Annotated in this window: 12 protein-coding genes; 4 read left to right on the top strand and 8 right to left on the bottom strand. The window is 75.7% G+C overall.

What is annotated here, in order from left to right:
* Window position 1: 1 nt before the first annotated feature.
* From sctS to ADEH_RS03580, 4 genes are read left to right on the top strand one after another with little or no spacing between them, the layout of a single operon-like run.
* Window positions 2-268 (top strand): type III secretion system export apparatus subunit SctS, encoded by a 267-nt coding sequence (sctS, locus tag ADEH_RS03595; protein ID WP_011419761.1) that lies wholly within the window; start codon window positions 2-4, stop codon window positions 266-268.
* Complete coding sequence (locus ADEH_RS03590) at window positions 265-1041, top strand: flagellar biosynthetic protein FliR (protein ID WP_011419760.1); 777 nt, start codon at window positions 265-267, stop codon at window positions 1039-1041. Before sctS ends, ADEH_RS03590 begins: the two co-directional genes overlap by 4 nt.
* Window positions 1038-2069: an EscU/YscU/HrcU family type III secretion system export apparatus switch protein gene (locus ADEH_RS03585; protein WP_011419759.1), complete on the top strand. Its 1032-nt coding sequence runs from the start codon at window positions 1038-1040 to the stop codon at window positions 2067-2069. The genes ADEH_RS03590 and ADEH_RS03585 overlap by 4 nt, the downstream gene beginning before the upstream one ends.
* Window positions 2066-4099 carry an FHIPEP family type III secretion protein gene (locus ADEH_RS03580; protein ID WP_011419758.1) on the top strand — a complete coding sequence of 678 codons (2034 nt, stop codon included), beginning with the start codon at window positions 2066-2068 and terminating at the stop codon, window positions 4097-4099. The genes ADEH_RS03585 and ADEH_RS03580 overlap by 4 nt, the downstream gene beginning before the upstream one ends.
* Before the next feature lie 69 nt (window positions 4100-4168).
* Here the strand turns inward: ADEH_RS03580 and ADEH_RS03575 are convergent, their stop codons facing one another.
* The 8 genes from ADEH_RS03575 to ADEH_RS03540 all read right to left on the bottom strand — a co-directional run bounded on the left by ADEH_RS03575 (window position 4169) and on the right by ADEH_RS03540 (window position 16084).
* On the bottom strand, window positions 4169-4519 hold the full coding sequence (locus ADEH_RS03575; protein ID WP_011419757.1) for an HU family DNA-binding protein: 351 nt from the start codon (window positions 4517-4519) through the stop codon (window positions 4169-4171).
* A 145-nt stretch (window positions 4520-4664) separates the two neighbouring features.
* The gene (locus ADEH_RS03570; protein WP_041453299.1) at window positions 4665-5984 is read right to left on the bottom strand and encodes a YhjD/YihY/BrkB family envelope integrity protein; all 1320 of its coding nucleotides are present in this window, start codon (window positions 5982-5984) and stop codon (window positions 4665-4667) included.
* An 8-nt stretch (window positions 5985-5992) separates the two neighbouring features.
* Window positions 5993-8599, bottom strand: coding sequence for an Rne/Rng family ribonuclease (locus ADEH_RS03565; protein WP_011419755.1), 2607 nt, complete (start codon window positions 8597-8599; stop codon window positions 5993-5995).
* A 186-nt stretch (window positions 8600-8785) separates the two neighbouring features.
* Complete coding sequence (locus ADEH_RS03560) at window positions 8786-11482, bottom strand: TIGR03960 family B12-binding radical SAM protein (protein WP_011419754.1); 2697 nt, start codon at window positions 11480-11482, stop codon at window positions 8786-8788.
* 171 nt (window positions 11483-11653) lie between these two features.
* Window positions 11654-11935 carry an acylphosphatase gene (locus tag ADEH_RS03555; protein WP_011419753.1) on the bottom strand — a complete coding sequence of 94 codons (282 nt, stop codon included), beginning with the start codon at window positions 11933-11935 and terminating at the stop codon, window positions 11654-11656.
* Between the two features lie 3 nt (window positions 11936-11938).
* Window positions 11939-14002 (bottom strand): NAD-dependent DNA ligase LigA, encoded by a 2064-nt coding sequence (gene ligA, locus ADEH_RS03550; protein ID WP_011419752.1) that lies wholly within the window; start codon window positions 14000-14002, stop codon window positions 11939-11941.
* A gap of 94 nt (window positions 14003-14096) precedes the next feature.
* The gene (locus ADEH_RS03545) at window positions 14097-14618 is read right to left on the bottom strand and encodes a type IV pilin protein (RefSeq protein ID WP_011419751.1); all 522 of its coding nucleotides are present in this window, start codon (window positions 14616-14618) and stop codon (window positions 14097-14099) included.
* Entirely contained in the window at window positions 14615-16084 is a 1470-nt protein-coding gene (locus ADEH_RS03540) for a hypothetical protein (RefSeq protein ID WP_011419750.1), read from the bottom strand. Before ADEH_RS03540 ends, ADEH_RS03545 begins: the two co-directional genes overlap by 4 nt.
* Window positions 16085-16327: the final 243 nt, after the last annotated feature.

The raw sequence follows: 16327 nt of genomic DNA, 5'->3' as shown, positions 1-16327 counted from the left end.
CATGGATCCCGCGCTCCTCCACCTCGGCCGCGAGGCGCTCCTCCTCGTGCTCGTCCTCTCGGCCCCGCCGCTCGGCGCCGCGCTCCTGGTCGGCCTCGTCACCGGCGTGCTCCAGGCCGCCACCCAGGTCCAGGAGCAGACCCTCGCCGTGGTCCCGCGCCTCGTCGCGGTGGTGGTCGCGCTCGCGATCGCCGCGCCCTGGATCGGCGCGCGCGCGGTGCGCTTCGCCGCCGACTGCCTCGCCCTCGTGCCCCGGATCGCGCCGTGAGCGAGCTCGCCCCGGACCTCCTGCCGCGGCTCGCCGGCGCGCTCCTGCACGCGCTGCGGCTCGCGCCGGTGGTGATGCTCTCGCCGCTGCTCGGCGGCCCGATGGCGCCGCCGGTGGCGCGGTTGGGCCTCGCGCTCGGCCTCGGCGGCGCCGCGGCGCTCGCGGCGGGGGCGCCGGCCGGGCCGGCGGAGGCGATCGCCTTCGCGGTCGCGGCGGCCCGCGAGGCGGCGCTCGGCCTCGCGCTCGGCCTGCTCGCGGCGGCGCCGGTGGAGGCGGCCCGCGCCGCCGGGCGCCTCGCCGACACCTTCCGCGGCGCCACCCTGGCCGAGCTCCACGTGGCCCCGGTCCGCCAGCGCGAGAGCGCCTCCGGCGACCTGCTCGCCCACTGGGTGGTGGTGCTGGCCGCGTGGGGCGGCGGAGATCGCCTGGTGCTCCGCGGGCTGCTCGCGAGCTTCGCGACGCTGCCCGCCGGGGCGCCGTTTCCCGCCGGCGCGGCCCGCGAGGTGGTCCTGCACGCGTCGGCGGAGCTGCTCGCGGCCGCGGTGGCGGTGGCGGCGCCCGCCGCGGCGGGGGTGCTGGCCGCCGATCTCGCCCTGTCGCTGGCGGCGCGGGTCGCGCCGCAGCTCGGCCCGGTGAACGTGGCCCAGCCGGCGCGCGCGGCCCTGGGCCTGGCGCTGCTCGCGGCGGCCGCGAGCGCGGGCGCCGGGCGGCTGGTCTCGCTGGCCGCGCTCCCCGGCCAGCTGGTGACCGTGCTCTCCGGAGGACGGCCGTGACCGGGAACCGGACCGAGCAGCCCACCCCGCGGCGGCTGCGCGAGGCCCGCCGGCGCGGCGAGGTGGCGGTCAGCCGCGAGCTCACCGGCGCGGCCGCGCTGGCCGGCGGGCTGGCGGCCCTGGCCGCCTCCGCGCCGGGCGCGGCCGCCGAGCTGGGCGCGATGCTCCGCGCGGCGCTCGCCGCGGCGGGCGGCGCGCCGGGGAGCCCGGCGGCCGCGCTCCAGGGCGCGGCCTCGGCGGTCCTGCGGCTCTCGCTGCCCGCCTGCGGCGGCGCCCTCCTCGCCGGCGCCGCTGCGGCCGCGCTGCAGGCCGGCCCGGGCCTCTCCCTCGCCGCGCTCGCGCCCCGGCTCGAGCGGCTCGACCCGGCGCGCGGCCTGCGGCGCCTCCTGTCCACCTCGCAGCTCGCCGCCGCCGCCCTGGGGCTCGTCAAGGCCGCCGTGCTGGCCGCGCTGGCCTGCGGCTGGCTCGCCGGCGCGGCGCCGTCGCTCGCCGCGCTCCCGCGGCTCGGCCCGGCCGCGCTCTGGCGATCCCCTGCGGTCCTCGGCGGGCTCACCTGGCGCCTCGCCGCCGCGTTCGCGGTGCTCGGCGCGCTCGACCTCGCGCTGGTGCGCCGCCGCCACCGGCGCGCCCTCATGATGACGCGCGACGAGGTTCGCCGCGAGCACCGGGAGGACGAGGGCGATCCGCTCCACCGCGCCGAGCGGCAGCGGCGCCACCGCGCCCTGCTCGAGGCGCCGGCGGTGGCGCGCGCCACCGTGGTGGTGGTGAACCCGACGCACCTGGCGGTGGCGCTGCACCACGACCGCCGGGACGGCGGCGCGCCGCGCGTCGTCGCGAAGGGCGCGGGCGACGCGGCGGCGCGCATCCGCTCCGCCGCGCGACGGGCCGGCGTGCCGGTGGTCCGCGACGTCGCGCTCGCCCGCGCGCTGCACCGCCTCGCCGAGGTCGGCGACGAGATCCCCGAGGCGCTCTACGAGGCCGCCGCCGCTGTCCTCGCGCACCTGTACGGCCTGGAGGCCAAGCCATGACGATCCCCGTCCACGCCCTGCTCTCCCGCCTCCGCTCCTCCGGCGAGGCGCTGTTCGCGCTCGCGGTGCTGGGCCTCGTGCTGCTGCTCGTGACACCGCTCGCGCCGGGCGTCCTCGACCTGCTGCTCGCGGCGAACCTGGCCGCGGCCGCCACGGTGCTGGTGGTCACGCTGTTCGCCCGCGACGCGCTCCGGTTCGCGAGCTTCCCCACGCTCCTCCTGCTCACCACGCTCTTCCGCCTCGCGCTCAACGTGAGCTCGACGCGCCTCGTGCTCTCGCGCGGCGAGGCCGGCCGGGTCATCGAGGCGTTCGGCCGCGTGGTCGTCCAGGGCAACCACGTCGTGGGCGCGGTGGTGTTCGCGATCCTGACGCTGGTGCAGCTCCTGGTGGTGGCGAAGGGCGCCGAGCGCGTCGCGGAGGTGGCGGCGCGCTTCACGCTGGACGCGCTCCCGGGCAAGCAGATGGCCATCGACGCCGACGTGCGGGCGGGGACGCTGGACGCCGCCGACGCGCGGCGGCGGCGGCGCGCGCTGGAGCGCGAGAGCCAGCTCTACGGCGCGATGGACGGCGCGCTCAAGTTCGTGAAGGGCGACGCGATCGCCGGCGTCGCCATCGTGCTCGTCAACGTGGCGGGCGGGCTCGTGGCCGGCGTGCTGCGCGGGATGACGGCCGGCGACGCCGCGCGCCGGTACGCGCTGCTCGCCATCGGCGACGGGCTGTCGTCGCAGATCCCGTCGCTGCTCGTCGCCGTCGCGGCGGGCATCGCCGTGACGCGGGTGGCGGGCGAGGAGGAGGGCGCGACGCTCGGAGGCGAGATCGGGCGCCAGCTCCTCGCCGAGCCCGCGCCGATCGCGGCGGTGGCCGCGCTGCTCGGCGCGCTCGCGCTCGCGCCGGGGCTGCCGGCCGCGCCGTTCCTGGCGCTCGCCGGCGCGGGCGGCGCCGCCGCCTGGTGGATCGCGCGCCGGGCGCGCGCGCCGGCCGCGGCGACCCGCTCCGCGCCCGGGACCGCGAGCGCGTCCGGCCCCTCCGGCGTGGACGCGGACGGCGCGGCGCCGCTCGCGCTCGAGCTGGCGGACGATCTGCTCGCCGCGGCCGCCACCCCGGCCGGCCAGGAAGGGCTCGCGGCGCTGCGCGAGACGGTGTGGCGCACGCTCGGCGTCCGCACGCCGCCCGTCGCGCTCCGGCCCGCCCCGCTCCCCGCGGGTGGCCACCGCCTGCTCATCGACGAGGTCCCCGCCGGCGGCGGCACCGCGCCCGCCGGGCAGGTGGTGGTCCTCGCCGCGCCGGACGAGCTCGCGCTCGTCGGCATCGAGGCCGCGGCCGAGCGCGATCCGCTCTCCGGGCGGGCGGTGTCGGTGATCGCCGAGGCGGACGCGCCCCGCGCCCGCGCGCTGGGCGCGGTGCGTGGCCCGCTCGATCGCGCGCTCGCGGCCGCCGCGGCGGCGCTCGTCCGCAACGCGCCGCAGCTCGTCGGCGTGCAGGAGGTGCAGGCGCTGCTCGACGCGCTCGAGCCGGGCGCGCCGGCGCTGGTCCGCGAGGCGAGCCGCCAGCTCCCGCCCGCGCTGCTCGCGGAGGTGCTGCGGCGGCTCGTCGAGGAGGGCGTCTCGATCCGACCGCTGCGCACGATCCTGGAGGCGCTGCTCGAGGCGGGCGGCGCGGGGCGCGGGCCGGCGGCGCTGGCGGAGGCCGCCCGGCGCGCGCTCCGCCGCCACCTCGCGCACGCCCACGCGGGCGAGGGCCCGCTCGCCGCGCTGCTGCTCGATCCGGCCGCGGAGCAGGTGCTCCGCGAGGGGCTCGCAGGCGATGTGCTCGCGATCGATCCGCGCATCGCGGCGGAGCTGGTGGAACGCATCGGCGCCGAGGCGGAGGCACAGGCGGCGCCGCCGGTGGTGCTGACCAGCGCCGACGTCCGCCGGGCGCTCCGAACGCTGCTCGCGCCCCGCCTGCCGGCCGTGGCGGTGCTGGCCTACGACGAGCTCCCGCCCGAGCTCACGGTCCGGCCGCTCGGGCGCGTCGCGCTGGCCGCCTGAGGCCCGGAACGCAGCGCGGGGTCGCGGCCTCGCGGCCCGACCCCGCCACCACCGAGCAAAGCCGCGCGGTTACGCGCCGGCGGCGACCGGGGGCGTGCCCTGGCCCTCGCCTTCCGACTGGGACGGCTTCGCGCCGCCCAGCTCCGGCCGGTTCACGCGGTCGCGCAGCTCCTTGCCGGTGCGGAACAGGATCCCGCGCTTCGGCTTCACCGGAATCACCTCTCCGGTCTTGGGGTTGCGCCCCTGGTAGCCGTCGTAGTGCTTGACGTGGAACGCGCCAAGCCCGCGGATCTCGATGTTCTCTCCCTTGCAGAGCGCGTCCTTCATCGAGTCGAAGATCGTCTCGATGGTGGCCTCGGCCTGCTTCTGGGTCACACCGCGCTTCACGACGAGAATGTTGATGAGATCCGACTTCAGCATCGGGACTCCGGCTCGCTGACGGCCCCCACCCTTGGAAAGCCGCTCGGGATGGGGAGAGCCTAGCCGAAGGCTCCGAAATCAGCAAGGGTTCCACGGGCATGCGCGTCTGGGTGGGCGGGACCCCGACCTGGGGATCCGCTCCCGGTCACACGCGCGCGTGGCCTGCGGCCGTTGGATCCGCCTCTTCGGAGGCACCCGTTCCCGGGGCAGGATGGCCGGCCTCGCGGGCGCGCTCCCGGTCGCACAGCTCCCGGAACGTGACCGCGTCGAGCTGCCCGGCGGCCTTCGCTTCGAGATCCATCAGTATTTCCGATAGGATGCCGCGCTCGTCCGGACGCGCCTCCCGTCCGGACACCGCCCGCCGGACGTCGAGGAGCGTGATCTTCTCCAGCGGGCGGGCCGGGACGAGCCCCCCGTCGGCCAGCGACACCACGATGCCCCTCAGCCGGAGCACGGCCAGGGCCTCGCTCGCCTCCTCGGGGGTCGCTCCGAGCCGCGCGGCCACGTCCCCAGGGTCCGGCGCGTCCTCGCCGCGGTCGAACGCCTGCGCGACCAGCAAGAGCGTCCGCCCCGCCAGGATCTCGCGGGCGATGGCCGAGTCGGCGCGCGGGGCCGGGGACATGAGCGTGCGCGCGTACTGCACCACGTACGCGAGCCGGGCCCCGAACAGCACGATGGTCCAGGAGACGAACAGCCAGAACAGGAAGATCGGGACCGCCGCCACCGAGCCGTAGATCGCGTGGTACTTGAAGATGCGCGCGACCACGAACGCGTAGCCCCACTTCGCGACGTCCCAGGCCACGCCCGCCGCGACCCCGCCCACCACGGCCGCGCGGAGCTTCACGCGCGTGTTCGGGACGATCTGGTAGAGCGTCGCGAAGAACGCGCAGTTGAGCAGCGTGCCGCTCAGCACCACCAGGGCGCGCACGCCGGTGTTCGCGAGCAGCGTCTGCGTGTACGCGCCGAGCGTGGTGGACGCCGCGAGCAGGATGGGGCCGAGGGTGAGGCCCACCCAGTAGGTGACGGCCTGCTGGGTGACGCTGCGGCGGCGCCGGATCCCCCAGACGTCGTTCACCGCGTGATCGACGTTCGTGAACAGCGTCACCGCCGACCAGACCAGCAGCGCCCCGCCCACCACGCCCGCGCTGGTGGCGTGGGCGTTCCGGATGAAGCGATCCAGGTACGGCTCGATGGACGAGCGGGCGCCCACGGCCAGGTTCTGGATGAGGAAGTCGTGGACGCGGCTGGAGATGGCGTCCATCCCGGTGAACGCCTGCACCACCGAGAACGCCACCACCAGCGCCGGCACCAGCGCGAACAGCGAGATGTAGGTGAGGGCCATCGCGCGCAGGCGCACGGTCTCGCCCTCCACCACCCGCAGCGCCAGCCGGAGCGCGGTGCTGGCGAAGCGGAGCTCGCGCTCCACCCTCGCCACCCCGGAGCCCTGGTCGAGGCGCGCCGGCACGGCCCGCCTCAGGCCTTCTCGCCGCCCTGCGCCGGGGCCTCGGGCGCGGTGCGCGGCTCGCCGCCCTCGGCACGCTCGCCCCCGCGCTCGCCGCGATCCTCGCGCTGGCCGCGCTCGGTGCGCTCATTGCGTTCGCCGCGCTCGGTGCGATCGCCGCGGTCGTTCTTCTCGTTCCGATCGCTGCGCTCGCCGCGGTCGTTCCGCTCGTTCCGATCGCTGCGCTCGCCGCGGTCGTTCCGCTCGCCCCGGCCGCCGCGGCGGTCGCGCCCGCGGCCGCGATCCCGATCCCGACCGCCGCCACCGCCGCCGGAGCCGGAGCCGCCACCTCCACCGCCGCCTCCGGAGCCGCCACCACCGCCACCGCCGCCCGCGCCGCCGCCCTGCTCGGCGCGCTCCTGCCGGCCGTAGATGTCGAACTGCTCCTGGTGGTACCCGGACTGCGGCTTCACCTGGATGGTCTTGTTGAAGCGGTCCATCAGGTAGCGGAGCTCCTCGCGCTCCGCGCCCTGCAGGATGCGCGCGACCTCCGGGTGGGAGTTCACCACCAGCACCGGCTCGGGGAAGTGCGGCGCCTCGCGCCGGATCTCGCGGAAGATCTCATACGCGATGGTGATCTTCGACTTCACGTGCCCGCGGCCGTCGCAGTACGGGCACGGCTCGTTCATCACCCGCGTCACCGACTCGCGCACGCGCTTGCGCGTCATCTCGACGAGGCCGAGCTCGGAGATCTTGAGGACGTTGGTCTTGGCCTTGTCCCGCCCCAGCGCGTCCTGCAAGGCCTTGAAGACCTTGTCGCGGTTCTGGGGTTTGTCCATGTCGATGAAGTCGATGATGATGATGCCGCCGATGTTGCGCAGCCGGAGCTGGTAGACGATCTCCTTGGCGGCCTCGACGTTGATCTTGGTGATCGTCTCCTCGAGGTTCTTCTTGCCGACGTAGCGGCCCGAGTTGACGTCGATGGCCGTGAGCGCCTCGGCCTGGTCCATGATGATGTAGCCGCCGGACTTGAGCCACACCTTGCGCTGCGCGGCGCGCTTCAGCTCCTGCTCGATGCCGTACGCGTCGAAGATCGGCTCCTCGCCCAGGTAGGACTCGATCTGCGACTCGAGGTGCGGCGCCTGGTCGTGCACGAAGCGCAGGATGCGCTCGTACTCGTCGCGGTCGTCGATGACGAGCTTGCCCACCTCCGCGGTGAACAGGTCGCGGGTGGCGCGCAGGATGAGGTCCAGGTCGCCGTGCAGCAGGGCGGGCGCCGAGACCTTGTCCTTGGTGCGGATGATGTCGTTCCACACCTGGATGAGGAAGCGGATGTCCGCCTCGAGCTTGGCCGCCTCGACGTTCTCGGCCACGGTCCGCACGATGAACCCGGTGCCCTCCGGGCGCATGCGGTCCACGATCTCGCGGAGCCGGCGACGCTCGCCGTCCTTCTCGATCCGCCGCGAGATGCCGATGTGGTCCACCGTCGGCATGAACACGAGGTGCCGGCCGGGCAGCGAGATGTGGCTGGTGATGCGGGCGCCCTTGGTCCCGATGGGATCCTTCGCGACCTGGACGATGACCTCCTGGCCCTCCTTCAGGAGATCCTGGATGTTCTTCGCCTCCTTGGTGCGCTTCTCCTCGCGCCCGTTCCGGCCGTTGCGGTCGCGGCCCTCGCGGCCCTCGCGACCCTCGCGGCCCTCGCGGCCCTCGCGACCATCGCGGCCCTCGCGGCCGTCGCGCCGGCCCCGCTCGTCGCGCCGGCGGTCGCCGCGATCGCGCTCGCGGTCGCCGCGGGCCTCGCGCGCGGCGTCGCGCGCGGGAGCCTGGATCCGATCCTTCTCCGGCTGGGCGGGCTGGGCCGGCGCGGCCTCGGTCGCCGCGGCAGCCTCGGCCGCGGGAGCGGTCTCGGCGGCCGGCGTCGCGGCCTCGCTGGGCTCGGCGGGCTCGGCGACGGGGGCGACCGCCTCCGCCGGCGCGATCGAGGGCTCGGCCTCGGCCGCGGGCGCGTCGGCGAGCGGCGGCACCGGCAGGCCCGGGATCGCCGGCACCGGCGCCATGCCGATCTCCTGCGTGAGCGCGATGGGCGTGAGCGGCGCGGGCGGCGGCTCCGCGGCGGCCGGCTCGCCCTGCAGCGCCTCGGCCGGAGCGGGCTCGGCCGCAGCCGCCTCCACCGGCGTCGGCTCGGCCGGCGAAGCCTCGCCCTGCGCGGCCTCGGCGGGCACGGCCGCAGGCGAGACATCCACGGTCGGTGAACCCTCGACCCCCGCGGGCGCGGCGGCGGGCTCGGCCGGAGCGGTCCGTGCGCGCAGCTCGGCCTCCTCGGCCTCCTGCTCGCTCGGCACGTCGGTCACCTCGGCGCGGTGCTCGCCCTCGGTGAGCTCGAACTCCTCGGAGAAGTCCGGATCCCCGTACACGTCGCCGACGTACAGGAACGCCGCCTTCTCCAGGCCGATGTCCACGAAGGCGGCCTGCATGCCGGGGAGCACGCGGACCACCCTGCCCTTGTAGATGTTCCCGACGATCCCCTTCTCGCGCTTCCGCTCGAGGTAGTACTCGTGGATCGTCCCGTTCTCGACCAGCGCGACGCGCGTCTCGGCGCCTGCCGCGTTGATCACGAGGATGCTGTTGCCCGCCATGATGGTCCTCTCTCGCCCCGTTCAGGCGCGGGGAGAGCGAGGCCCCATCCGGCGGGCCACGATCGCGAACGTCCCGGTGGAGCCGGGAGGGTCGGATCTGCTGTCGAGCTGGCGCTCAAAGCTTCGCGTCTCCTCGCGCCCGGCGGCCGCGTTTCGTGCGCGGCACCGGCGGGGCGCGTCGTACGTTCAGGCGTCGAGGTAGCGAGGCGCGCGGGGCTGGCTCGGCTCCGGCCGTCCATGCCCGCTCCTCGCGAAGCTCACGCCTTCCTTCAAAACCTTCACTCCCCGGGGCGGCGTGCCGTCCTCTCCGAAGATCGCCGCCAGCACCTCGGCTGGCTTGGCGCTCCCGGACGGATCCGCCCGCAAGCTGAACGCGACCGCCCCCGGGCCTTCGACCGCGAGGTGGGTCACGATGTCCTTCAAGTCTATCTCTCTTTGCTTCCGTGCCGCGACCTTCTGGCCCCGACCCTTTCCGCGGGGCCTGGGCGGCGCCGCGCGGGTCACGACCGACTGGTCCGCGTCGCGGAACGCGGCGACCCGAGCCTCGAGGGCCGGCTCGTCCCAGGTTTCCCGAGGAAACTCGGCGCGGTAATGGACGGCCCGCTGCGCCTCGGAGATGGACGGTGCGTGCGGGTCGAGGACGTGGGCCTCCTGCACCTTCAGCCCTTCCGGGAGCTCGGGCGCGAGCCGCGCCAGGACCTCCTGCGGGTCAACCGCGCCGAGGAGATCCAGATCCAGGTGCTCGCAGAGGCTCTCGAGGCCGACCGGGAGCGCCGGACCGAACGAGACGCGCGGCTTCGGGTGGTAGCCCTGCGAGTACGCCACCGGCAGCCCGGCGCGCCGGACGGCGCGCAGCAGGGCGTGCATGGTCTCGAGGTGCGAGAGCGCCACCAGCCGCCCGAGCTTGGCGTAGCGGACGCGCACCAGCGTGCGGACCGGCGGGTCCGCCGGGCGCGACGGGCGCGGGGGCTCCGGGACGTAGTCCTTCGCCTCGTAGGTGCGGTTCTTCACGACCTCGTAGTCGCAGGCGCCGCACACCGTGCACGGCTCGAGCACGCAGTCCGCCACCTCGGCGAGGTTGCGGGCGGCCGCGAGCTGCTTCTGGAGGTAGGCCTTGGTGACGCCGCAGTCGATGCGGTCCCAGGGCAGCACCTCGTCGAGCCGCCGGCGGCGGTGCGCGAACCAGTCCAGCCCGACGCCGTGCTCGCGCTCGCACTCCTCGAAGGCGGCGAGCCAGTTCCGCTCGTCGAACCACTCGCTCCAGCCGTCGAGGCGCTGGCCGCGGCGGTACGCGGCGAGCACCGCGGTGCCGACGCGGCGATCGCCGAGCGCGAGCGCGCCCTCGATGGACGACTGCCGCGAGTCGTGCGGCTTGAACTGGATCGCGCCGTTCCGGCCGCCCAGCGCCGCGGTGACGAGCGCCTGCCGGCGGCGCGTCTCCTCGGGCGGGATCATCGGCTCCCACTGGAACGGCGTGAACGGCTTCGGCACGAAGGTGGACGCGCCGAGGTGGATCGCCGGCGAGCCCTCGCCCTTGGGCAGCACGCGCCGCGCGGCCGCGAGGCAGCGCTTCGCCAGCTCGGCGATGGCGACCACGTCCTCGTCGCGCTCCTCCGGGAGCCCGATCATGAAGTAGAGCTTCAGGAGCGACCAGCCGTTCCCGAAGATCGACTCGACCGCGCGGAGCAGGTCCTCCTCGCGGTTGCCCTTGTTGATCACCGCGCGCATGCGCTCGGTGGCGGCCTCCGGCGCGAGCGTGAAGCCGGTCTTGCGGATGCGGGCGATCTTCTGGGCGAGCGCCTCGTTCATCGTCTCGGTGCGGAGCGAGGGCAGGCTCATCGCGATCCGCTCGCCCTCCCAGCGCGCCAGGAAGTCGTCGAGGAGCCCGTTCAGCGCGCCGTAGTCGCCCGACGACAGCGAGAGCAGCCCCACCTCCTCGTAGCCGGAGGCGCGCAGGCCGGTCTCGGCCAGCGCCAGCACCTGCTTCGGATCGCGCTGGCGGGTCGGGCGCGTGATCATGCCGACCTGGCAGAAGCGGCAGCCGCGGGTGCAGCCGCGCTGCAGCTCGATGGGGAGCCGGTCGTGCACGGTCTGCATGAACGGGACGAGCGGGCGGGTGTACGCGCTGGTCGGGAGCGCGTTCAGGTCCGGCATCACCCGGCGCTCGACCTTCTCGTAGCCGGGCAGGAGCGGCTCGATCGCGGCGAGCGTCCGCGAGCTCGGGTCGTAGCGCGGCGCGAACAGCGAGGGCACGTAGACGCCGGGGATGCGCGCCAGGCGCCGGAGCAGCTCCGGGCGCGTCGCGCCGCCGCGGCGGAAGCCGCTCTCCGCGACCGCGTCGGCGATCTCCAGCGCGACCTCCTCGCCCTCCCCCACCGCGAACGCGTCGAAGAAGTCCGCCACCGGCTCCGGGTTGAACGCGCACGGGCCGCCGGCCAGCACCAGCGGGTCCTCGTCGCCGCGCTCGCGCGCGAGCAGCGGGATGCCGGAGAGGTCCAGCATGGCGAGCGCGCTCGTGTAGGCGAGCTCGAACTGGAGCGTGATGCCGAGCACGTCGAACCCGCGCACCGCCGCCCGCGACTCGAGCGTGAACAGCGGGAGGCCGCGCGCGCGGAGCATGCCCTCCATGTCCGGCCACGGCAGGAACACGCGCTCGCACGCGATCTCCGGCCGGTCGTTGAGCAGGTGGTACAGCAGCCGGAAGCCCAGGTTGGACATCCCGACCTCGTACGTGTCGGGGAACGCCAGGGCGAAGCGGACGCGGGCGGCGGAGAGGTCCTTCACCACCGCGCCGAACTCGGCGCCGACGTAGCGGGAGGGCTTCTGCGCCTGGAGGACGAGCTCGTCGAGCGCGGACGAGGAGAGCGCGAGGTCGGTCTTCATGTCCCTTCGGGCCGCGGGTTCGAACCGCGTGTCGCCCGCCGGTCGGGGTGGAAGGCGCCGGATCTGCGGGAGATTCCGGCGGAGCCGGGCTGAATAGCACGGCGCGCGGCGCGGGTCGAGCCCGCACCCGCGTCCCCCCGGGGCGGAGCCCCCGGCCAGGTCGCGGCCGGCTCAGAACCGGATCTCGAACGCGCCCAGGTCGCCGGCGGGATCCACCCACTCCACCTCGACCCCGTCCACCCGCGCGGCGGGCGGGCCCGCGTGGCACCACCGGACGAGCGCGCCCACCGCGGCGCGCTCGCCCTCGACCTCCGCCTCCACGCGTCCGTCGGGCAGGTTGCGGACCCAGCCCTTCACGCCCAGGCGGCGCCCCTCGTCCGCCGCGGACTGGCGGAAGGCCACGCCCTGGACGCGGCCGGACACCACGATGCGCGCGCGCACCCGATCGGCCATGGCTCACTCCTTCAGCAGGCGCACGAACTCCTCCTCGCCGACGACCCGCACGCCCAGCGATCTCGCCTTCTCCAGCTTGGAGCCGGCCTCCTCGCCCGCCACGACCAGGTCGGTCTTCCGCGAGACGCTGCCCGACACCTTGCCCCCGCGCCGCTCGACCTCGGCCTTCGCGTCGTCGCGCGACATCGCCGACAGGCCGCCCGTGAGCACCACCGTCTTGCCGGCGAACGGGCCGCGCGCCTCCACCACCTCGGGCTCCGGCCGCACCCCCGCGGCGAGCAGCCGCTCGACCACCCGCCGGTTCTGCGGCTCCTGGGTCCAGGCGCGGATCTCCGACGCGGTCTCCGGGCCCACGTCGCGGACGCCCTTCAGCGCCTCCTCGTCCGCGTCCAGGATCCGGGCGAGGTCGCCGAAGTGGCGGGCCAGCGTCGCCGCGGTCGCCTCGCCGACCTGCGGGATGCCGAGCGCGAACAGGAACCGCCGCAGCGTGGTGCTCCGCGATCGCTCCAGCGCCGCGACCATGTTCTGCGCGCTCTTCTCGGGCAGCTCGCGCGCCGCCCCCGCGTCCTGCTCCTTGCGCGGGCGGCTGAACAGCTGCTGCCAGACCTCGAACGGCACCGCGTACAGATCGGCGAAGTCCTTCACCTGCCCGCGCTCCACCAGGCCCGCGGCGAGCTTCTCGCCCAGCCCCTCGATGTCGAGGGCGCGGCGCTGCGCGAAGTGGCAGATCCGGCCCACGAGCTGCGCCGGGCAGGCGGCGCCGGTGCAGCGGTAGACCTTCTCGCCCTCCTCGCGCACCACCCGCGCGCCGCACACCGGGCACTCGGCCGGGAACCGGAACGGCCGCTCCTCGCCGGTGCGGCGCTCCGGGAGCGGCTTCACCACCTCCGGGATCACCTCGCCGGCGCGCCGCACCAGGACCCAGTCGCCCTCGAGGATGTCCTTGCGGCGCATCTCGTCCTCGTTGTGCAGCGTGGCGCGCGCGACCATCGCGCCGGAGAGGCGGACCGGGTCGAAGTCCACCACCGGCGTCAGCACGCCGGTGCGGCCCACCGACGCCCAGATGCGGCGGATCCGGGTGGCCTCCTCCTGCGGCGGGTACTTGAAGGCGACGGCCCAGCGCGGGAACTTCGAGGCCGCGCCCAGCCGGCGCCGCCAGTCGAGGTCGTCCACCTTCACCACGATGCCGTCGGTGTCGTAGGGCAGCTCGAAGCGGCGCTCGGCCATGCGGTCGCGGTAGGCGAGCACCTCGCCGAGGCCGCGGCAACGGCGGTTCTCCGGGTTGGTCTCGAAGCCCCAGGCGGCGAGCGCCTCCAGCTTCTCCCAGTGCGTGCGCCAGGGATCGCCGCCCGGCACCAGCGCCTCGTAGGCGACGAAGGAGAGCGGGCGGCGGGCGGTGACGCGCCAGTCGAGCTGGCGCAGCGTCCCGGCGGCGGCGTTGCGCGGGTTCGCGAACGGCTCGTCGCCGGCGCGGACCAGCTGCCGGTTCATCGCCTCGAAGTGCTCCTTGAACAGCAGCACCTCGCCGCGGACCTCGACCCGCGGCGGCGGGGTCCCCTCGAGCGCGTGCGGCACGCCGCGGTTCGCGCCCAGGCCGCCCACCACCCGGAGGTTCGCGGTGACGTCCTCGCCGTTGACGCCGTCGCCGCGGGTGGAGCCGCCCGTGAACGCGCCGTCGCGGTACACCAGCTCCACCGCGAGCCCGTCGAGCTTCGGCTCCACCACGTAGCCGACCGCCTCTCCCTCGGGCAGCCCCAGCAGCCGGCGCACGCGCGCGTCGAACTCGTGCAGCTCGTCGTCGCTCTGCACGTTGCCGAGCGAGAGCATGGGCTCGCGGTGCACCACGCGCTCGAAGCGCTCCGAGGGCGCGCCGGAGACCCGCTGCGTGGGCGAGTCCGCGGTGACGAGCTCCGGGTGCTCGGCCTCGATCGCCTGCAACTCGTGCATCAGCCGGTCGTACTCGGCGTCGGCGAGGACGGGCTGGTCGAGGACGTAGTAGGCGTGGTCCGCCGCGCGGATCCGTTCGCGCAGGTCGCGGGCGCGCGCCGCGGCGTCGGCCTTCTTCATGGCGCGAAGGATGGCGCGGCGGGGGGCCGCGGGCAACGAGGAATGCGGAACGCCGTGGGCGCCGGGGCGGGCGCGGTGGCGGTGCGCGCGCGGATCAGAACGTCTCGTACGACTCGGAGTACGACGACTCGGCCTCGATGAGGCGGAACCCGCCCTCGATGAGCTTGAACGTCATGAGCGCGGTGCTGGGTGTGCCGTCCCCATCGAGGTCGCCGACTGCGCGAACCTCGATGGTCGGGGGCTCCTCGCCGCGCTGCCCCCAGGCTTCGGCGCGGAACGAGTAGTACACGTTGCCAAGGATCTCCTGCCCGGCCGGGAAGATGACGCTCCAGCCGCCCGCCCGGAAGTCGATGGGACGCTTGCCGGTGGACGATGGGAGCGGCGGCTGGAAGTCCGCGAGCAGGTGCCCGCCCGGGAAGTTCCCGTTCTGGACGAAGACCTCCATCGCGCCGGCCTTCACCCGCAGCATGAGCTCGTTGCGCTCCGACGCCTTGGCCCGGAGCGACGCCCGCACCGACAACGGAATCGCGACGCTGGCGAGGATCCCGATGATCGCCACCACCGTCATGAGCTCGATGAGCGTGAACCCTGCGGCCGAGCATCGGACCTTCTTCACGGAGTCCTCTCCTTCGCGCCCTGGTCGACGCGGCGAAGCTCGAGCCCACCGCCGTCGATCTCGCGCACCTCGTTGCCCTGCGCGCGCTGCTGCGCCTTGAACCGCTCGACCTCGGCGGGGTCGATCGTCGCGCCGCCGAGCGGGATGAGGATCCGCGGCGCGGCCCTCGCCCCCGGCAGCAGCACCATTCCCTGCGGCGCGCCGGGGAGCGTGCCGAGGCGCGCGACCACCTTGTGGCGGACGTGCCACCGGTACCACCCGTGGTAGCCGCCCCCCGCCGCGAGCGCGAGCGCGAGCATCACCCACAGGCCCCACGGCCGCCGCGGGCCCGGCTCCGCCGACACCGCGAGCACCCGCGCCTGCGCCGGCCGCGCGGGCGCGCGCGCCGCGGTCGCCGCCACGGCGCCGGCGGAGGCGACGCGCTGGGCGAGGTCGGAGAAGTCGATCGCCTCGCGGACGAGCGCGTTCCGGACGGCCTCCACGCCGGGGACGATCTCCGGCGGCGCGCCGGCGGCGAGCCCGTTCACGGCCGCGAGCGTCGCGTCGAGGTCGGCGAGCATGGCCTGCACGGCCGCCCGGTCCACCTCGGCGCCGCCCGCCGGCGCAGAGGCGCGCGCCGAGGCGACGCGGAGGCGCATCACCGCGGCCGTGCGGATCGGGCCGGGGTCCACCGCCATGGGGCCGTCGCCGAGCGCGGCGCGCTCGAGCTCGGACAGCCCGCCGGCGATCCCCGCCGCGAGCCCGTCGAGCGCGTCGCCCGGGTGCGCGCCGCCGGACAGCGCCCGCTCGAGCGACGCCTGCGCGTCCGCCGCGGAGGCGGACTGCGCGGGCCAGAGCAGGCGCACGGCGGGCGGCGGCGGGACGTAGACGGTGGCGCCCCCTCGCGGCGGCTCGGGCTTCGCGGGCGCGGGCGGCTCGCCGGGGAAGGCGTCGTCCAGGCTGACGTCGAACGCGTCGTCGAGCGAGAGGTCCGGCGGCGGCGCGGTGGCCTTCCTCGCCAGCGGCGGCGGCCCCGCGGACGGCGGAGGCGGAGGCGGAGGCGGCACCGCGAGCGGAGGAGGGTTCACGACAGGAGAAGCGGTCGCCGCGGCGACCGGCGCGGCGCTGCGCACCATCCGCTCCACCGCCCCGAGCACGCCGTCCGGCCGGCCGTCCCAGCGCGCCGGCTCGACCCCGAGCGCGCGCAGCGGAGCCTCGGCGGCGGCGTGCTCCGGCGCGAGCGCCGCCACCACGCGGACGCCGCCGCCGTCGCGGAGCAGCCGCTCGATGCCGGCCAGCGAGCCCTCCCCCTGGTACTCGATCACCACGAGCCCGCCCGGGCCATGGCAGAGCGAGAGCGCCTGCGCCGCGTCCGCCGCGATGCGCGGACGCGTGCCGAGCCGACTGGTGACCGGCGCCAGCATCGCGACGGCGAACGCCTTCGACCCCGCGACGACGGCTTCGGTGGCTGGGCTGCTGCTCGGCATCGATCTCTTTCCCGGGGCGGCCCTGCGTGGACCGGCGGCGATGTTAACCCGCCGGGGCATCTCACCTCACCGCGCGCCGCCCCCCGCGTTCATGGCACACGCGAGGTGCGACGACGGCGCGGGTGTGCGGCGTTGACACCCCGAAACCGACCGCATACGTTTGCGACCTCTCCTAGGCCTCGCCCAGAGACCGCCCGCAGCCTCCGCCGGCCACGCCCGCTTTGCAGCGCGCGGCCCAGCTCC

Origin of the sequence: Anaeromyxobacter dehalogenans 2CP-C (assembly GCF_000013385.1) — a bacterium.
GTDB classification, from domain to species: Bacteria; Myxococcota; Myxococcia; order Myxococcales; family Anaeromyxobacteraceae; genus Anaeromyxobacter; species Anaeromyxobacter dehalogenans_B.
This window is presented reverse-complemented; position numbering and strand designations above follow the sequence as displayed.